The 16,749-nt window shown below is 68.3% G+C and carries 13 protein-coding genes; 9 read left to right on the top strand and 4 right to left on the bottom strand.

The window, feature by feature from the left end:
* The first annotated feature begins 28 nt into the window (after nucleotides 1-28).
* The 3 genes from ACUTAG_RS05740 to ACUTAG_RS05750 are packed head-to-tail and all read left to right on the top strand — an operon-like array spanning nucleotide 29 to nucleotide 2,317.
* Entirely contained in the window at nucleotides 29-1,252 is a 1,224-nt protein-coding gene (locus ACUTAG_RS05740; protein WP_054446964.1) for a phosphoadenosine phosphosulfate reductase, read from the top strand.
* On the top strand, nucleotides 1,249-1,797 hold the full coding sequence (locus ACUTAG_RS05745; RefSeq protein WP_127481497.1) for an N-acetyltransferase: 549 nt from the start codon (nucleotides 1,249-1,251) through the stop codon (nucleotides 1,795-1,797). The genes ACUTAG_RS05740 and ACUTAG_RS05745 overlap by 4 nt, the downstream gene beginning before the upstream one ends.
* Nucleotides 1,682-2,317 (top strand): IbrB-like domain-containing protein, encoded by a 636-nt coding sequence (locus tag ACUTAG_RS05750; RefSeq protein ID WP_058665020.1) that lies wholly within the window; start codon nucleotides 1,682-1,684, stop codon nucleotides 2,315-2,317. Before ACUTAG_RS05745 ends, ACUTAG_RS05750 begins: the two co-directional genes overlap by 116 nt.
* Here ACUTAG_RS05750 and ACUTAG_RS05755 read toward each other — a convergent pair.
* Nucleotides 2,253-3,536 (bottom strand): sensor histidine kinase, encoded by a 1,284-nt coding sequence (locus ACUTAG_RS05755; protein WP_058665021.1) that lies wholly within the window; start codon nucleotides 3,534-3,536, stop codon nucleotides 2,253-2,255. The two genes, ACUTAG_RS05750 and ACUTAG_RS05755, sit on opposite strands and share 65 nt — an antisense overlap.
* Nucleotides 3,533-4,198, bottom strand: a complete 666-nt coding sequence (locus tag ACUTAG_RS05760) for a response regulator (RefSeq protein ID WP_020928935.1) — start codon at nucleotides 4,196-4,198, stop codon at nucleotides 3,533-3,535. Before ACUTAG_RS05760 ends, ACUTAG_RS05755 begins: the two co-directional genes overlap by 4 nt.
* Before the next feature lie 66 nt (nucleotides 4,199-4,264).
* Here ACUTAG_RS05760 and ACUTAG_RS05765 point away from each other — a divergent pair, with 66 nt between their 5' ends.
* The 4 genes from ACUTAG_RS05765 to ACUTAG_RS05780 all read left to right on the top strand — a co-directional run bounded on the left by ACUTAG_RS05765 (nucleotide 4,265) and on the right by ACUTAG_RS05780 (nucleotide 9,565).
* A complete protein-coding gene (locus tag ACUTAG_RS05765) occupies nucleotides 4,265-5,062 on the top strand; it encodes a sulfite exporter TauE/SafE family protein (RefSeq protein WP_058665022.1) in 798 nt (265 codons plus the stop codon).
* Nucleotides 5,063-5,559: 497 nt separating this feature from the next.
* The gene (locus ACUTAG_RS05770; RefSeq protein WP_058665023.1) at nucleotides 5,560-6,123 is read left to right on the top strand and encodes a fimbrial protein; all 564 of its coding nucleotides are present in this window, start codon (nucleotides 5,560-5,562) and stop codon (nucleotides 6,121-6,123) included.
* A 164-nt stretch (nucleotides 6,124-6,287) separates the two neighbouring features.
* Nucleotides 6,288-8,777: a fimbria/pilus outer membrane usher protein gene (locus ACUTAG_RS05775; protein WP_148318405.1), complete on the top strand. Its 2,490-nt coding sequence runs from the start codon at nucleotides 6,288-6,290 to the stop codon at nucleotides 8,775-8,777.
* A gap of 41 nt (nucleotides 8,778-8,818) precedes the next feature.
* Nucleotides 8,819-9,565: a fimbria/pilus periplasmic chaperone gene (locus ACUTAG_RS05780; protein ID WP_054446969.1), complete on the top strand. Its 747-nt coding sequence runs from the start codon at nucleotides 8,819-8,821 to the stop codon at nucleotides 9,563-9,565.
* Between the two features lie 57 nt (nucleotides 9,566-9,622).
* On the opposite strand, the gene ACUTAG_RS05785 is transcribed toward ACUTAG_RS05780, so the two are convergent.
* The gene (locus ACUTAG_RS05785) at nucleotides 9,623-11,212 is read right to left on the bottom strand and encodes a methyl-accepting chemotaxis protein (RefSeq protein WP_054446970.1); all 1,590 of its coding nucleotides are present in this window, start codon (nucleotides 11,210-11,212) and stop codon (nucleotides 9,623-9,625) included.
* A gap of 398 nt (nucleotides 11,213-11,610) precedes the next feature.
* Here ACUTAG_RS05785 and ACUTAG_RS05790 point away from each other — a divergent pair, with 398 nt between their 5' ends.
* Nucleotides 11,611-14,526: an autotransporter domain-containing protein gene (locus ACUTAG_RS05790; protein ID WP_148318403.1), complete on the top strand. Its 2,916-nt coding sequence runs from the start codon at nucleotides 11,611-11,613 to the stop codon at nucleotides 14,524-14,526.
* A 144-nt stretch (nucleotides 14,527-14,670) separates the two neighbouring features.
* Nucleotides 14,671-15,069, top strand: coding sequence for a DUF6157 family protein (locus ACUTAG_RS05795; protein WP_054444303.1), 399 nt, complete (start codon nucleotides 14,671-14,673; stop codon nucleotides 15,067-15,069).
* Here the strand turns inward: ACUTAG_RS05795 and ACUTAG_RS05800 are convergent.
* Nucleotides 15,014-16,738: a PepSY-associated TM helix domain-containing protein gene (locus ACUTAG_RS05800; protein WP_148318401.1), complete on the bottom strand. Its 1,725-nt coding sequence runs from the start codon at nucleotides 16,736-16,738 to the stop codon at nucleotides 15,014-15,016. The genes ACUTAG_RS05795 and ACUTAG_RS05800 overlap by 56 nt on opposite strands.
* Between the last annotated feature and the right edge of the window lie 11 nt (nucleotides 16,739-16,749).

Raw genomic sequence — 16,749 nt, forward strand, 5'->3', positions numbered from 1 at the left:
CGGGATGAAGCGAATAGGTAACAGCATAATGGCGGTGAAGCACTACCGCGATCTCAACGTCCACGATGCCGCCAAGGCGCGCCTGCGGCTGGTGTTCCAGCACTTCGAACGCGTGTGCGTGGCCTTCTCCGGCGGCAAGGACAGTTCCGTCACGCTGCACCTCGCGCTGGAGGTCGCCCGCGAAATGAAGCGCGGCCCGGTGCACGCCGTGTTCATCGACCTCGAAGGGCAATACCAGGCCACCATCGCGCACGTCACCGAAATGTTCGACCGGCCCGACGTCCAGCCGTGGTGGGTCTGCCTGCCGATCAACCTGCGCAACGCGTCCAGCCTGCGCGAACCCTACTGGTGTGCCTGGGAACCGGGCCGCGAGGCCGACTGGATCCGCCCCCTGCCGAGCCATCCCTCGGTCATCAGCGACCCCGCCCGATTCCCGTTCTATCGCCACCGCATGGAGTTCGAGGAATTCGTGCCCGAATTCAACCGTTGGCTGGCGCGCGACGCGTCCACCGCGTTCCTGGTCGGCATCCGTTCCGACGAATCACTCAACCGCTACCTCGCGGTCAAGCGCCGCACCAAGAAATGCGCCTGGACGCCCCCCGGCGCGCACAAACCGCTGCCCTGGAGCACCAGCGACAAATCCGGCGACGGCGGCGTCACCTTCTTTCCGATCTACGACTGGAAATTCGAAGACCTGTGGCGCTACACCGGCGAGCACGGCCACGCCTACAACCGCCTCTATGACCAGATGCTGCGGGCGGGCGTGGCGTTTTCACAGATGCGCATCTGCCAGCCCTACGGCGACGACCAGCGCAAGGGCCTGGACCTGTTCCACAAGCTCGAACCCGACACCTGGTTCCGCACGGTCAAGCGCGTCGAAGGCGCCAACTACGCGGCCCGCTATTGCCGCCAGCGCTTTCTCGGCTACCGCGGCGGCCTGGGCCTGCCGCCCACCTTCAGCACCTGGCGCCAATACTGCCAGTTCCTGCTCGATAGCATGCCGGCCGCGTTGCGCCAGGTCTACGCGCGGCGCATCGATGTCTTCATCCAGTGGTGGGAGCAACGCGGCCATCCCCTTTCGATGTGGCCGGACGCGGGCGTTCCCGATCTCGAGAACCGCAAGGCGCAACCGTCATGGCGGCGCATCGGCCTGTCGCTGCTCAAGCAGGACATGGCGCGCTCCCTGTCGTTCGGCCCCGCCCGGCGCGATATCGACACCCTGCTTCCCGCCAAGCCCCGCGCCGTCCCATGACCCATCCCCTGAAGCACTACGCATTCGAACAACTGCGCTCGTACGACGACGAGCCGGCCTTCTTCGCCCTGATGGGCCGCTTCTTCGCCAGCGCCAACGTCAGACGCGACTGCGGCGGCTACCCGCTCAGCGACGGCCCGCGCTATCTCTGGTTCATCGTCCGACGACACGCCAGCAAGCGCGTGCTGGGTTTCATCAGCATCGAACTCATGAGCGGCGAGGTCCGCATCCGCGATGGCTACGTGCGCCCCGAGGCGCGCCAGCTCGGCCTGTTCCGGGCGCTGCGGCAGCGGGTGCTGGAGTACATCGACGCGCTGAACCAGCCATGCGTGTTGCGCGTGCCATGGGACTGCGCGGCGCGCCTGCAGCCTTACGGCTTCCAGGTCCATCTCACCCGTGGCAACTGGGCCACCTTGAAAAGGAACACGCATGCCACACGCAGCGGACCTGACGAGCCGGGCCCGGCTCCTGTTCAACGAACTGCGGAGCCTGCCGCTGCGCGAGCGAATCGAAGCCATCAACCAGATCCGCCAATGCCTGCATGAGCACAGCCCTTTTGCCGCCGAGCCGGTCGATTGCGTGCTATGGGTGCCCGGCGAACGGGTCCAGGCCAACGACTACAACCCCAACACCGTTGCGCCACCGGAGATGCGCTTGCTGGAGTTGTCGATCGACGCCGACGGCTACACCCAGCCCATCGTGGCGCACCCGGAAGGGCGGGATCGCTACGTGGTGGTCGACGGTTTCCACCGCCAGCGGGTGGGCAAGAAGAAGGGGCCGATCCGGCAACGGCTGCATGGCTATCTGCCTGTCGTCGCCATCCGGTCCGGGCGCGATGCCGCGGCCGACCGCATCGCCGCGACCATCCGCCACAACCGCGCCCGTGGCGTGCATGGGGTCATGCCCATGACCGACATCGTCGTGCGGCTGGTCAGGGCGGGCTGGAACGATGCCGACATCGCCCGCCAGCTCGGCATGGATCCCGACGAGATCCTGCGCTTCAAGCAGGTGTCTGGCCTGCCTGAGATGTTCCTCGATCACCACTATTCCAGGTCATGGGAATAGCACGGACCGGATCGGCCAAAGGCAGGCTGAGGCGGCCGCACAATCCCCCGCCGATGGCCGGCGTCAATTCCAGCATGCCGCCGTGGCGCCCCGCGATGGTCGCCACGATCGACAGCCCCAGGCCGGCGCCCTCGACCTGGCGATGACCGCGCCAGAAGGGCTCGGCCGCCTGCGCGCACTGTGCCGGCGTCAGGCCAGGCCCGTGGTCGCGTACCGTCACCACCAGCCAATCCGCGACGATACCCGCGTCGACCTCCACGGGTTTGTCGTCTGGAGAATACTTGAGCGCGTTGTCCACCAGGTTGCGCACGGCGCAATCCAGCAAGGCATCGGGCAGCGCCACCCAGGGCTGGCCGGCGGGCACGCGCCAGCGCACCCGGGCGGGCTTGCGGCCGGCCACTCGCGCCAGCACCGCCAACGCGTCGCAGGCCGGCACGCCGGCCGCCTCGTCGCCGTCGGCGCGCGCCAACGTCAATAGCTGTTCGATCAGGCGCTCCAGGCGCTCGGTGCCCTGCAGCGCATGCGCAATGGCCTGGCGGCTGGCGGCATCAGGGGCCGCCTGCGGCAGCCGCTGCAACACCTGCAGGTGCGCCTTGATGGCGGTGACCGGGGCGCGCATTTCGTGCGCCGCATGATCCGAGAAATGCCGCTCACGCCGCAGCATTTCCTCCATGCGCCGCGACAGCCGCGCCAGCGTCTGGGGAAACGACGGGCGGTCGACCCCGAACCAGAGCAGCGCCATGGCCAGCAGCAGCCCGGCCACGCTGGGCAGCAGCGCCGTCCAGGCGATCTGCCGATGCAAGGCCGCGCGAATGTCGCCGCGACCGGCGGTGACCACGCGCAGGTCGCCGGTCTCGAAGGCATAAGTGCGCCAGGCTGCGCCGGCCCGCATGAGCGAGCCGTAGCCGAGCGGCGCGGCGGCAAGCGCCTGCCCGTCCGGCGCGCACGCCCGCGCCGCGTCATCGTCGGGCCCCGCCGCGCAGCGGGCGTCGCCCGCCGGCGGGCCGACGACCGCCAGCATGTCGCCGCCATCCGCCGTGGCCGGACGCGACGGCGGCGTCACCAGCCGCGCCACCATGGCCGCCGACGCCGCCAGCCGCGAGTCCAGCGCCGCGTCCAGCTCGGCGCTGGCAAGCTCGAACATCCACAGCGTCACCGCGCCGCCAACCACCAGCCAGACGGCGCCCAGGATCAGCATCAGGCGAACGCGCAGGCTCATGGCGGCGGCATCCCCAGCCGATAGCCCCAGCCGCGCACGGTCTCGATCAGCCCGGCGCCGAGCTTGCGGCGCAGCTTGTGGATATGCACGTTGACGGCGTTGCTCTCGACCCGGTCGTCAAAGCCGTACAGGCTGTCGCGCAACTGGTCCATGGTGAGGATCTGCCCGGGATGCTGCAACAGCGTCTTGAGCAAGGCCAGTTCGCGCCGCTGCAGCGTGACGCGGGCGCCGTCCAGCAGGACTTCGCCGCGCGACAGGTACAACGTGAGGCGGCCGTGGTCGATGCGATCGGCGCTATGGCCGGCCGCGCGCCGTATCAGCGCCTGCAACCGCGCGGCCAGTTCATCCAGGTCGAACGGCTTGAGGACGTAGTCGTCGGCGCCGGCGCGCAACGCCGCGACGCGCTGCGCAATTGCCGACCGAGCGGTCAGCACCAGCACCGGCAGGTCCTGGCGCCGCGCGCGCCACTTCGCCAGCAGCGTCACGCCGTCGCCATCGGGCAGACAGAGATCCAGCACACAAGCGCTGGCGTGGGACGTTTGCACCGCCAGGTCGGCCTGCCGCAGGCTCCCCACCGCATCGACCACGAAACCTTGCAGTCCCAGCCCGGCTTGAATCGCCGACGCGATGGACGCGTCATCCTCGACCAACAAAATGCGCATCGCAGTATCCCAGTCCCGGCACGTTATACTTATTAGAAGTAATAAGTTAATTTCCAAAAGTAATTAATGATGATGACCGCGACCCTGCTGGGACTATGCATTGGCGTCTCCCTTGGCCTGACGGGCGCTGGCGGCGGCATCCTGGCCGTGCCCGCGCTGATGTTCGGCCTGGGCCTGACGCTGACGCAGGCGGCGCCGGTGGCGCTGATCGCGGTGGGCATCGCTTCGGCGGTCGGCGCCCTGCAGGGTTTGATGCGGGGCCTGGTGCGCTACAAGGCCGCCATGCTGATGGCCGCGGTGGGCGCACTGACCGCTCCCCTGGGATTGTCGCTGGCGCGCCAGGTGCCGGCACAGTGGCTTAGTCTGACTTTTGCGGGCGTGATGCTGCTGGTGGCGGTGCGCATGGTGCAGCAATCGCGACGTCGCGCGCCACTCCCGGGCGCCCTCGACGCGCCGCCCAAGGCCTGCCGCCTGTCGCCCGAGACCGGCCGCTTCGTCTGGAATCGCCTGACCGCCGCCACGCTGGGCGGCATCGGTGCCGTGTCCGGCATCTGCACCGGCATGCTGGGCGTGGGCGGCGGCTTCATCATCGTGCCGGCGCTGACGCACTTCAGCGATGCGCGCATGATCAGCATCGTCTCGACCTCGCTCATGGTCATCGCGCTGGTGTCGGCCGCCACGGTCAGCTCCGCGCTGCTGCATGGCCTGACCCTGTCGGCCGCGCAATGGGCCTTCGTGGCCGCGGCCATCGCCGGCATGGCGGGCGGGCGCGCGCTGGCGCCGCGCGTGCCGCAGGCCGTGCTGCAACGCGTGTTCGCCGCGGTGTGCGTGGTGGTGGCGGGCGTGCTGGCCTGGCGCGCCTGAGCGGGTCCGCTTCCAACTTCGCGCAGGCCTTATCGCGCCACGCCGTCCTATCGCACGCACGATAGGCACTGGCTTCGTCTCTGATTCGTGTTAACGCTCAGATAATGCACGCCATGCAAGATGGCCTGCATGACGAAAACCTCTCATATCCATCCGCATGCCTGGCGGGTCCTGATTGGCTCGCCACCGGCCTCGCCGGCGAACCCGGCCGCACCGCCGTCCCGCCCGCCCCTTGCGCCAACAGCCGGCGCCATCGCTTTCACGGCCGCGCGCGCCGCCTTGCGCTTTCGTGATCGCGGCACAGTCCAGCGCGTTGCGCATTGCTGACATCCATGGCCCGCATTTCCCCGCGGACGCTATAGATCCCGCCATGGGTGCGTGGAAAAAAGCACCGCATCCAACTCCATAATTTTTCCGCCCGGTTTCTTCGATTTCTTCAACCACTGCGCGGCATTCAGCGCAGGCAATCCCCCACGGATATCACATAAGGACTATCCATGTTTAAGAAGACGCTCCTCGCCACCGCGGCCACCGCCGCCCTGCTCGGCCCGGTGGCGGCATTTGCCGCCGGTGATATGGGCCAAGGCACCATCACCTTCACCGGATCGGTCACCGAGGCACCGTGCTCCATCTCGGCGGCCGACTCCAACCTGGCCATCAACCTGGGTCAGATTTCCAAGAAAATCCTGAACGGCGGCGCCAACAAGTTCGGCACGCCGGTGCCGGTGGAGATCCATCTGGCGGGCTGCAACTTCGAGGAAAACACGGATAAGACCTTGAAGCTGTCGAAGGTCAACGTCACGTTCCCCGGACAGACGTCGACGAACGGCATGATCCCGAGTACCGGTGACGCCACCGGCGTCGCCATCCAGATGATGAACGCTGACAACACAACGGCAGTCGATTTCAGCACGACCGGTGCCGGCGGCAGCGTCGCGACGCAGTTGCACCAGGGCAACGGCAACATGCTGAGCCTGTTCGCCCGCATCGCCAGCACCGGCACAGCAGTCACGGCCGGCTCGGTCGCGGCCAAGGTGACCTACATGCTTGACTACAAGTAGACGGCAGCCCCCCTGCCGTTACGCGCGCCCGAACCCCGCCGCTCCGGCGCCAGGGTTCGGCGGGCGCGCGAGCATTACCTCACCGAGGCGGCCGCCCAGCGCCGCCGCATCGACGCCGAAGCAGTCCGGCAACCCTTCAGGCCGGTGATTCGGCAACAGACATCATGACCCTGGCCCGTTTGGCATTCCTCGTGGCGATCAGTACTTTTGTGTGCACGGCACAGGCGACGGAATTCAGCACGGGCTTTCTCAATACCAAAGACAAGAACAACATCGACCTGTCGACCTTCAGCCGCGACGGCTACATCGCGCCCGGCAGCTACCTGCTCGACATCTACCTGGACCAGCGGCTGATCCAGGGCCAGACACTGGTCAGGGCCGTGCCGGTGATCGGCGATGGCACCGTATTCTGTGTCACCCCCGGAATGGTCGACATGCTGAGCCTGAAAGACGAATTCCGCGCGCGGCTGGCCCAGGTCCACACGGCCGAGGGCGGCCCCTGCATCGACCTGGACACGCCCGACAGCCGGGTCGTCTACAGCGCCGAACACCAGAGCCTGACCTTGACCGTGCCGCAGGCCTGGCTGCAATACCAGGACCCCGACTGGGTGCCCCCCGCCCGCTGGAGCAACGGCGTGAACGGCGTGATCCTGGACTACAACGTGCTGGCCAACCGCTACATGCCGCGGCAGGGCGCGGGCTCGGCGAGCTACACGCTGTACGGCACCGGCGGCCTGAACCTGGGCGCATGGCGCCTGCGCAGCGACTACCAGTACAACCGCTACGACAGCGGCGGCCAATCCCAGGCGCGCTTCAGCCTGCCTCAGACCTATCTTTTCCGCGCCTTGCCGCAATGGCGCTCGAAACTGACGCTGGGCCAGACCTACCTGGCGTCCGCGATCTTCGACCCCTTCCGCTTCGCCGGCGTGACATTGGCCAGCGACGAACGCATGCTGCCGCCGTCGCTGCAGGGATATGCGCCGCAGATCACCGGCATCGCCACCAGCAATGCCGAGGTGACGGTCAGCCAGAACGGTCGCCTGCTCTACCAGACGCGGGTATCGCCCGGGCCGTTCGTGCTGCCGGCACTGAACCAGTACATCAGCGGCAACCTGGACGTGTCGCTGCGGGAAAGCGATGGCACCAAGCGCAGCTGGCAGGTCAGCACGGCCAGCGTGCCGTTCATGACGCGCAAGGGCAACCTGCGCTACCAGGTGTCGCTGGGACGCCCGCTGTTCGGCGGCCCCAGTGGCAACCACGTTGCCAAGCCACGCTTCATGGCGGGCGAGGCCACCTGGGGCGCGTTCAACAACACCTCGCTGTACGGCGGCCTGATCGTCACCGACGACAACTACCGGGCACTGGCGCTGGGCGCCGGGCAGAACATGGGCGCGTTGGGCGCGCTGTCGGCCGACGTCACGCGCTCGGACGCGCGCCTGCCGTATTCGTCGGCGCCGCGACGCACGGGCTACAGCTATCGGGTCAACTACGCCAAGAGCTTCGATGACCTGGGCAGCACGCTGGCCTTCATGGGCTACCGGTTCTCGGGGCGCCACTTCCTGTCGATGCGGGAATTCATTGTCCGCTCCGCCCTGCACGGCGGCGACTTCCGCGACGAAAAGCAAAGCTATACGGTTTCCTACAGCCAGTACATCCAGCCGCTGGAACTGAGCGTCTCCCTGTCGCTGAGCCGGCTCAACTACTGGAACGACGCGGCGGCCAACAACCACTACATGCTGTCGTTCAACAAGAACGCCCGCTTCGGCCCGCTGCGCAACGTCAGCCTGTCGCTGTCGCTGGCGCGCACCCAGAGCGTCTACGGACCGACGCAGAATCAGGTCTACGCCAGTCTCAGCATCCCGCTGGGCGACAGCCGCCAACTCAGCTACGGCTACCAGAACAGCGGCGGCGGCCGCATGCAGCAGAACGTTGGCTACACCGACTTCAGCAATCCCGACACCACCTGGAACCTGAGCGCCAGCGACGACCGCGACGCCCCTGACCGCCACCAGAGCGTGAGCGGCAATATCCAGAGCCGCACCCCCTACGGCCGCGCCGCGGGCGATTTCACCTTGCAGCCGGGCCAGTACCGCAGCGTCGGCCTGAACTGGTACGGCTCGGTGACGGCAACCGCCGAAGGCGCGGCCTTCGGCCCGCCTTCCTCGGGCAACGAACCGCGCATGATGATCGACACCGACGGCATCGCCGGCGTGCAGATCGAGAACGGCGACGGGGTCACCAACCGCTTCGGCATCGCAGTCGTGAACGGCGTATCGAGCTATCGCGAAAGCAACCTGGCGGTGGACGTCAATGCCCTGCCCGACGGCGTGGACGTGGCCGACGCGATGATCAGCCAGGTATTGACCGAGGGCGCCATCGGCTACACCCGTGTCGGTGCCCGCCATGGCGAACAGGTGCTGGGCCACGTCGAACTGGCCGACGGCAGCCACCCACCGCTTGGCGCGCTGGTGCTGTCGACCCGCAGCGGCAAGACCGCCGGCATGGTGGCCGACGGCGGACTGGTGTACCTGAACGTGGAACCGGATGACCGCGAGGCGCTGACCGTGACCTGGGGCGGCGCCCGCGAATGCCGCCTGACGCTGCCGGCCGCGGCGGCCATCGACCAGGGGCCGCGGTCCTTGCCCTGCCACTGAACGCCCCCGCGGGGCGCCACATTTTTTTGGGAAGAGCACACGTGAAACGCAAACATCTGAGAGGCCTGCTGCTGGGCGCCGCGCTGGCATGGGGGCTTTGCGCCCAGGCCGCGGTCAACGTCGACCGCACCCGCATCATCATGGGCGGCAACCAGAAATCGGTGTCGGTCGTCCTGAGCAACGAAAGCCATGACACGCCGTACCTGGCGCAAGCCTGGATCGAGGACGCCGACGGCAAGACAATCAGCGACCTGGTGGCGCTGCCGCCGCTGCAGCGGATCGATGGCGGCAAGAAGGCCCAGGTGCGCATCATGCGCGCCAACGACGCCTTCACCGCACGCCTGCCACAGGACCGCGAAACCCTGTTCTATTTCAACGTGCGCGAGATTCCCCCGGAACCGCCCAAGACCGACGCCAACATCCTGCAGCTGACCACGCAAAGCCGGCTGAAGCTGCTGCTGCGCCCGGCGGCGCTCGGCAAGAGCGACGAGGTCAATCCGGAAAGGTCCCTGCAGATCCAGGCACGCGGCAACAGCCTGACGCTGAAAAACCCCACGCCGTACTACGTCACGGTGATCTGGCTGGGACGCGATGTGAAGCAGCCGCTGCCAGGTTTCGATAACGCGCCAATGCTGGCGCCGTTCTCGGAACAGGAGGTCAAGGCGACGCTGCCGCCGGACGTCGGCGAGCTGGTGCTGGGCAATGTCGACGACTATGGCGGATTGCGCATGAACCGCTATCGCTGCGCGGCGGGGCAGTGCGTTTTCCAGGAACGCCTGCGTCAGTAGCACGGGCGACACACCTGCCGGCAGCGGCCCGCGCGCCCGGCGGCCCCCCCAGGCCGATCACGACCGACGCGTCACCGGCGGCGCGTCCACCTCCACCTTGAAACGCCGCACCTGCTGCGCCAGGTGGCCGGCCTGCTCGCGCATGCTGGCGGCCGCGGCGGCGGCCTGTTCCACCAGGGCGGCGTTCTGCTGCGTGACGCCGTCCATCTGCGCGATCGCCACGTTCACCTGGTCGATGCCGCTCGACTGCTCGGCCGAAGCGCTGGCGATTTCGCGCACCAGCGTTGCAGCGCGGCGCACGCTCTGGACCACGTCGCGCATGGTGCGCCCGGCCTCGTCGGCCTGGCGCGATCCATCCTCGACGCGGCTGACGGATTCGTTGATCAGGGCATTGATTTCCTTGGCGGCCAGCGCCGAGCGCTGCGCCAGGGTGCGGACCTCTCCCGCCACCACGGCGAAGCCGCGGCCCTGCTCGCCGGCCCGGGCCGCCTCGACCGCGGCGTTGAGCGCCAGGATGTTGGTCTGGAACGCGATGCCATCGATCACGTTGGTGATATCCGCGATGCGGCGCGAGCTGTCGGAAATCGCGCCCATGGTCTGCACCACGCCATCGACCACTTCGCCGCCGCGCACGGCCACGGCCGAGGCCTGGCTGACCAGTTGCTCGGCCTGGCCGGCGTTACCGGCATTCTGGCGCACCGTGCCGGTGAGTTCCTCCATGGAGGCCGCGGTTTCCTCCAGCGACGCCGCCTGTTCCTCCGTGCGCTGGGACAGGTCGGCGTTGCCCTGCGCGATCTGCGATGAGGCCGCGGCGATTCCCTCGCAGCCGCCGCGCACTTCGCGCACGATACCGGTCAGGCTGGCGTTCATGGCCTTGAGCGCGGCCATCAGGTCGCCGGTCTCGTCGCGCGTGGCCACCTGGATGTCGCCGGTCAGGTCGCCGGCCGCCACCCGGCGCGCCGCGTTCACGGCCTGGCCCAGCGGCCCCACAATGCCGCGCGTCATCACGGCGCCCAGCAGGATGCCTAGCACCACCCCAGCCACCGACAGCAGGATCATGACGTCCCGCATGCGCTCGTACAGATCGGAGCCCTCGCGCACCGACTGCGCGGTGGAGGCCTCTTTTTGCAGGGCCAGCTTGCTCATGACGCGGTCCAGCTGCTCGGACGACGCGATCACGTGTCGTTCGATCTCTGCCGCGCGCGGGTCTTTCTGCACCGGCGGCAGCGCGGCGGCGGCGGTGAAGAAGGCGTCGGCGTCGCGCTTCCACGTCTCTTCCATTTCCTTGAAGCGGTCCAGCATCTGGCGCCCCTCGTCCGTCTGGTAGTAGGCCTGCGCGCGGTCACGCAGCTTGTCCATGTTGCGCACGGCGTTGTCGAACTGCGCGCGCACGGCCTGGCGTTCGCGTTCGCTGGAGGCGGCCAGGTAGCTGTTGCGGGCGCGGCCCGCATAGATGAAATGGATGTTGGCTTCCTTCATGTCGGACAGGCCGCGCAGTTCGACTTCGTAAAGCCGCGTGTTCATGTCGTTGATGCTGGCCAGCCCCCATACGCCAACGGCGCCAATGGCCCCGCCGATCATCGCCACGATCAAAAAAGCGCCCGAGAGCCGGGCGCGGATGCGCAATCCAGTAAATAGCCGAAACATGCTTGCTTCCTATGCGGCCCCGGCCGGATGGCGCGATGGCGCCTGTTGTTGTCGCGGGGCCTGATTGATCCGGACGGGCATGGTAGGGCGACGAGAGGATGAGGGAAAACCCTAGGAATAACGGGTTTTGCTCACTGTTCATGGCGCTGGTTCAAGCATTGGCTTAAGCCCCGCATAAATCCCGCTAATGGGGTGGCAGGCCCTTGGGGGGGAAACGATGAGCGTGCGTCAGTCCGAGAACGCGCGCTCGCGTTGCCTTGGCGGCCTCGGCTAATGCGGGGCTAATGCGCGGCGCCAAACATGGCGTGTCGCAAAACCGATCATGGCTCGACGGCGACGCCCCCCCTTTTCAAGCGCCTCTTGCCGGGGGCCAGCACAAATACGGAAATCGCCCCATCATGCGCACACATCGATCCCTGCCGATCGCATCCAGACTCGCCCTGTCCATCCTGACCCTGTCCATCCTGGCGGCTTGCGGAGGCGGCGGGGGAAGCCATGGCGGCACGGGGGGCAGCCTGCCTGGCACGGGAGGTGGCGGCGGTGGCGGTCCGGGCGGCGCCGGGACGGTCGCGCCTCCCGTCAAGCCCGCCGATCCCGTCACGCCCCCTGACCCGGCCACACCCGCCGATCCCGTCGCGCCCCCCAATCCGCCCAAGCCAGCCCCTGTCGTCCCCATCAGCGACATCGGCATCCCCGGCTGGCGGCCGACCTCGCCCGTGCCCGCCCCGCCCGATGCGGCGGCCTTCGATGGCGCGAGCGTCAACGTCGGCGTGATCGACAACGGCTTCGACGCCGATCCGGCCACGGACCACCACAAGCTCTCGGTTGCGGGCGCGCTGCGCGAGGTCCTCGCCCCCGATGCCGCCGAGCCCGTCGACAAGGACGGCAAGATCGCCACCCATGGCGCCATCGTCAGCCGCATCATTGGCGGCCAGGTCGTGGCCGGCGACGACTTCGGCAAGGGCGTGGCCACGGGCGTCAACCTGTACCAGGCAAACCAGCGGGCCACCGTCTCGAACCTGAGCCTGCGCGACGTGCTGTCAACCCTGAACGCGCGCGGGGTCAAGATCGTCAACAATTCCTGGTCCTTCGTTCCCGGCCCCGAGTACGCCCTGCCCGACGGCGACGAAACCAAGCCCGATTCGCTGACAGTCAAGGCCTTCTTCCCTGCGCTCGATAAAGCCGTGAACAGCAACGGCCAGCTGCTGGTCTGGGCCAGTGGCAACGAATCGCAACCCAATCCCTATCTGCTGGCCGCCGCGCCTCGTGTCGTGCCGACGCTGGAACGCGGCTGGCTGACGGTCACGCAAGTGCTGGCCGACGCCGATCTCGCGACCTGGTCCAACGCCTGCGGTATCGCCGCGAACTGGTGCCTCAGCGCACGGTCGCCGGACGACGACAAATTGCCGGGCACCTCGTTTGCCACGCCCGTGGTCGCCGCCACGGCGGCGCTGGTATCGCAAGCCTATCCCTGGATGGACAACAGCGCATTGCGCCAGACCCTGCTGTCGACCGCCGACGACATGGGCGACCGTACCCGTTTCGGCTGGGGCCGGTTGAACATGGCGCGCGCGGTGCGCGGCCCCGCCCTGTTCGACACGCGCCTGACACTGGGCGGGAACTTCGTGGCGGACTTCGACGGCATGCGCTCGGAATTCTTCAACGACATCGGCGGTGACGCCGGCCTGACCAAGGCAGGCACCGGCGCCTTGGTCCTGTGGGGCCAGAACCGCTATACCGGCACCACGACCATCACCCGCGGCACGGTCGAACTGTACGGCAGCGTGGCCGGGGACATCTTGATCCAGGACGATGGCGTCCTGAGCGCCGACGGCGGCGTGGCGGAACGCTCGGTGGACAACTTTGGCACGCTGGCGGCCAAGGGCAACGGCCTGCACATCCAGGGCAGCTACTTCGCGTTTCGCCCCGAGGCCAGGCTGACGACCCAGCTTGGCACGACCGTGACGGTCGATGGCATGGCCTCCCTGGGCAACTCCACGCTGGAGGTCACCAAGCCCGACGACGCCTACGTGGTCAAGTCGCGCGAGACCGCCCTCAAGGCCCGCATCGTGGCTGGCCGCTTCGGCACGGTCAGCGCGGGCCCGAGCCTGCTGTACACGGTCAGCCCCGATTACTCGACCGCCGACCAGGTCGACCTGAACGTGGCGCGCAGCAACGTCGCTGCCGTGGCGCATGACTTGTACGGCGGCCAGGCCGGCCGACTGGCCGCCGCGCAGGCCATCGAGACCGCCTTCCAGGCGGCCGACGCCAAGGTCCTGGGCGCGGACAGAGCCGTCAGCGACGCCTTCATGCAGCGCGCGGCGCGGCTGCAGAACGTCGACAGCGCCGCGCAACTGGCCACGGCGCTCGACAGCGTCAGCGGACAGATCCATGCCTCGTCGCAGGCGCTCAGCTTCCAGCAGTCGCAAGCCGTGAACCGCGCGCTGTCGAACCGCGTCGACCAGCTGGCGCTCGCGGGCGCGCGCAGCGGCGTATGGATGCAGATGATGGGCGGCGCCGGCAAGTTGAAGCAGTCCGGTTTCGCCGGCGCCGATACGCGCCTGTATGGCGGCCAGCTGGGCGTTGACCATCGCGTCACGGACGACGGCATTCTCGGTCTTTCCCTGACGTGGTCCGACGCCAAGGCCGATTTCGACCATTATGGCGGCCAGTCCAGGAGCCAGGGAACCGGGCTGTCGCTGTATGGCCGCTACGGGGCCGAGATCGGCCCGTACGTGTCGGCGCGCGCCGGCCACGAATGGCGCCATGCGGACGTCAAGCGCGACATCCTGGCCGGCGGCGCCGAACGCGTCGCCAGCGGCCGCAGCGACCGCGTCACCGCCCTTTACGCCGAAATCGGCCACGCCTTCGCGTTCGACAGCGGCCGCGTGACGCCTTTCGTGGGCGTGTCCTACGACCATCTGGCGCGCGGCGCGATCGACGAAGATGGCAGCGCCTTCGCCCTGCAGGCTCGAAAGAAGTCGTACGACCAGGGGGCCGGCCAGTTGGGCCTGCGATTGCAATCCTCGCCGCTCGACTGGGCCGGGGGCAGCACCACCCTTAGCGCCTATGGCGCGTATCGCTACGGCAACCCGACCCGCCTGGACTTCACGGCCGCCTTCGCCGGCGCCCCAGACGCGAGCTTCGAGGTCCAGGGCATCGGCCTGCCGCGCCATACCGGCTGGCTGGGCCTGGGCGCCAGCTCGCAGCTGGCGGACGACGTATCGTGGTACGCCAGCTACGACGCGCAGTTCGGCCCCGGAGGGCTGACCAACAATGTGTTCGCGGCGGGGCTGCGGTACCGCTTCCAGTGACGGCCCGCGGGCCTCATGCGTCGCGAAGCGCAGGCCGTCGCCGCACCGACAAGCCCGAAAAGTGCGAAACTTGGCGGAACGGGGCCGGACCGGCAATGGCGCGGCTGGCCTGGCCCCTCAGCCCCGGGGGAAACCAGGACCACCATGACAACGAACTACACGGCGACCTTCATCACGGCGTCCCCCGACAGCACCGCCACGGCCGGCATGATGCCGGCCAAGGCCAACTCCATCGCCCAGCTCCAGCACGCCTTGCTGACGCGGCACCCGTACCACTACACCAGCGATGATCTGCTGTTCGAGGTATACGCCATTCGCAACGGCATCGCGCCCCGGGACCGCAAGCCGGCACGCGAAGCGTTTTTCGCCAGGCCACAGGCCTGCCTGCGCGCCTCGCCCCTGGTCAAGCAATTCGGCTGGGGCATCCATCACGACGCCGAGTCGAAAGTGGCCATCCATGGCGTCGACAGCGAGACATATCGCGAACTCATTGCGCGCGCGGACCTGAAGATCGTGGCGGGGATGCGCAGTCGCCGGGCGTGACGGCGCGGGCCGGCGCCACGGGCTGCGCCAGGGCCAGATCGCCGCGCTCCGACGCCGGCGGCCGCGGCGCCCACACGCTGTCGCGCTCGCCATGGCGGATACGCCGCGCGCTGGCTTTCGCCATCCAGGCCAGGCCCAGCGCAAGCGCCAGCGCCGTGGTGTCCACGGCCAACGCCGGCGGCGTGGTGTGCGCCCATAGTCCGCTGGCGGGCAGCAGCCAGCCCGCCAGCGAGGTGGCCGGAATCGCCAGCGTCAGCGCCGCGGCGGTCCACAGCAGTTGCACGCCCGCCCTGGCGCCGCCGCGCGCAAAGGCCCAGGCCACGCTGGCGAAGAACGCCGCGTAGTACACGCCCCGCAGCCAGGCGTCGAGATCGTTAACGCGGCCATTGAGTCCTTTGGCGGCGACGATCATCAACGAAATGCCGCACAGGCTGCCCAGGCATACGCCCACGGTGGCCGAGGCCATCAGCCACGTATCCAGCCGCTGCCGCGGAATCGCGCCGGTCCTGCGGTCGGCGCGCTTGCGGCGCGTTTCGATCCACAGCAGGTTGCCGCTGTAGAACAGCCACGCGCCCGCCAGGCCCAGGAAGAAGTACAGCCACTGCACCGCCACGCCGCCAAACGACGCCATGTGCAGCGCGAAGAAGCTGCTGACCCAGAGATTGGCGGTGCTCTGCCCGCCCGGCAGGTAGTCGCTGTTCAGCACCTTGCCGGTGTAGGGGTCGAGCGCCACGAAGCCGCCGCGCGCGCGCGGCGACACCGCCCTGTCGTCCTTGCCCCACACCCGCACGATGGCGCGCGGACCGGTGACCTGCTGGTACTGCAGCGTGTCCGGCTCGAAGCCCGGCGCCAGCTCGCGCGCCCGGGCCGCCAGCGCCTGCGGCGCCAGCATGGCCGCCGGGTCGCGCCGGATGGCCGGGTCCGGCGCGCCGGCGCCAGGCCGCTGGAACACCGCCTCGAGCTTGCCCTCGTACATGAACTTGTCCTGCAGGTCGTAGATGCCATCGTGGAACGCGAACACCACCGAACTGAGCGCCATGACCAGGTGGAACGGCAACGAGACAATGCCCACCACATTGTGCGCATCGAGCCACATGCGCTTGAGGTTCCTGCCGGTGCGCAGGGCAAAGAAATCCTTGACCAGCGACGGCAGCAGCACAATGACGCCGGAAACCAGCGCCACCGCGTACAGCGAGGCGATGATTCCCATGAACCAGCGATTGGGATCGCTGTCGAGCGGCAGCCCGACCACGCGATGCAGCACGTCGATGAATGCGGCCAGCCCGCTGGGCGCGGACTGCTGCACCTGCAATTTCCCGTCCGCGTCCAGGAAGGCGATGTAGTGGCGCAGCGACGACTCGTCATGATCGTCGGCGCCCGGATCGCGCACCTCCCAGCCCAGGCGCGCCGGCACGTGCTCGCCGTCGCGCAGGTGCACGGTGAATCCCCTGGCCACGTCCGGGCGCGCCGCCAGCGTCCTGGCGATGAGATCCTGCGCGTCCTGCACCGGCGCGCGCGGCACGGCCGAGGGCGGCGTGGCCCAGCGCGACAGCGGCTCCTTGAATACCGTCAGTGCGCCGGCATAGAAGGCGATGAAGAGCGCCATGCCCGCCAGGATGCCGGTCCAGGTGTGGACGGATTTGTAGATGCGTATGTAGTCGGCTTTCATGATGGTGCCCG

Source organism: Achromobacter sp. CSND-B12 (assembly GCF_052906545.1).

Excerpts from the sequence above, each read along its gene's own strand:
- ACUTAG_RS05740 (WP_054446964.1), top strand. The coding sequence starts at position 29 with ATGGCGGTGAAGCACTACCGCGATCTCAACGTCCACGATGCCGCCAAG.
- ACUTAG_RS05745 (WP_127481497.1), top strand. The coding sequence starts at position 1,249 with ATGACCCATCCCCTGAAGCACTACGCATTCGAACAACTGCGCTCGTAC.
- ACUTAG_RS05750 (WP_058665020.1), top strand. The coding sequence starts at position 1,682 with ATGCCACACGCAGCGGACCTGACGAGCCGGGCCCGGCTCCTGTTCAAC.
- ACUTAG_RS05755 (WP_058665021.1), bottom strand. The coding sequence starts at position 3,536 with ATGAGCCTGCGCGTTCGCCTGATGCTGATCCTGGGCGCCGTCTGGCTG.
- ACUTAG_RS05760 (WP_020928935.1), bottom strand. The coding sequence starts at position 4,198 with ATGCGCATTTTGTTGGTCGAGGATGACGCGTCCATCGCGTCGGCGATT.
- ACUTAG_RS05765 (WP_058665022.1), top strand. The coding sequence starts at position 4,265 with ATGATGATGACCGCGACCCTGCTGGGACTATGCATTGGCGTCTCCCTT.
- ACUTAG_RS05770 (WP_058665023.1), top strand. The coding sequence starts at position 5,560 with ATGTTTAAGAAGACGCTCCTCGCCACCGCGGCCACCGCCGCCCTGCTC.
- ACUTAG_RS05775 (WP_148318405.1), top strand. The coding sequence starts at position 6,288 with ATGACCCTGGCCCGTTTGGCATTCCTCGTGGCGATCAGTACTTTTGTG.
- ACUTAG_RS05785 (WP_054446970.1), bottom strand. The coding sequence starts at position 11,212 with ATGTTTCGGCTATTTACTGGATTGCGCATCCGCGCCCGGCTCTCGGGC.
- ACUTAG_RS05790 (WP_148318403.1), top strand. The coding sequence starts at position 11,611 with ATGCGCACACATCGATCCCTGCCGATCGCATCCAGACTCGCCCTGTCC.
- ACUTAG_RS05795 (WP_054444303.1), top strand. The coding sequence starts at position 14,671 with ATGACAACGAACTACACGGCGACCTTCATCACGGCGTCCCCCGACAGC.
- ACUTAG_RS05800 (WP_148318401.1), bottom strand. The coding sequence starts at position 16,738 with ATGAAAGCCGACTACATACGCATCTACAAATCCGTCCACACCTGGACC.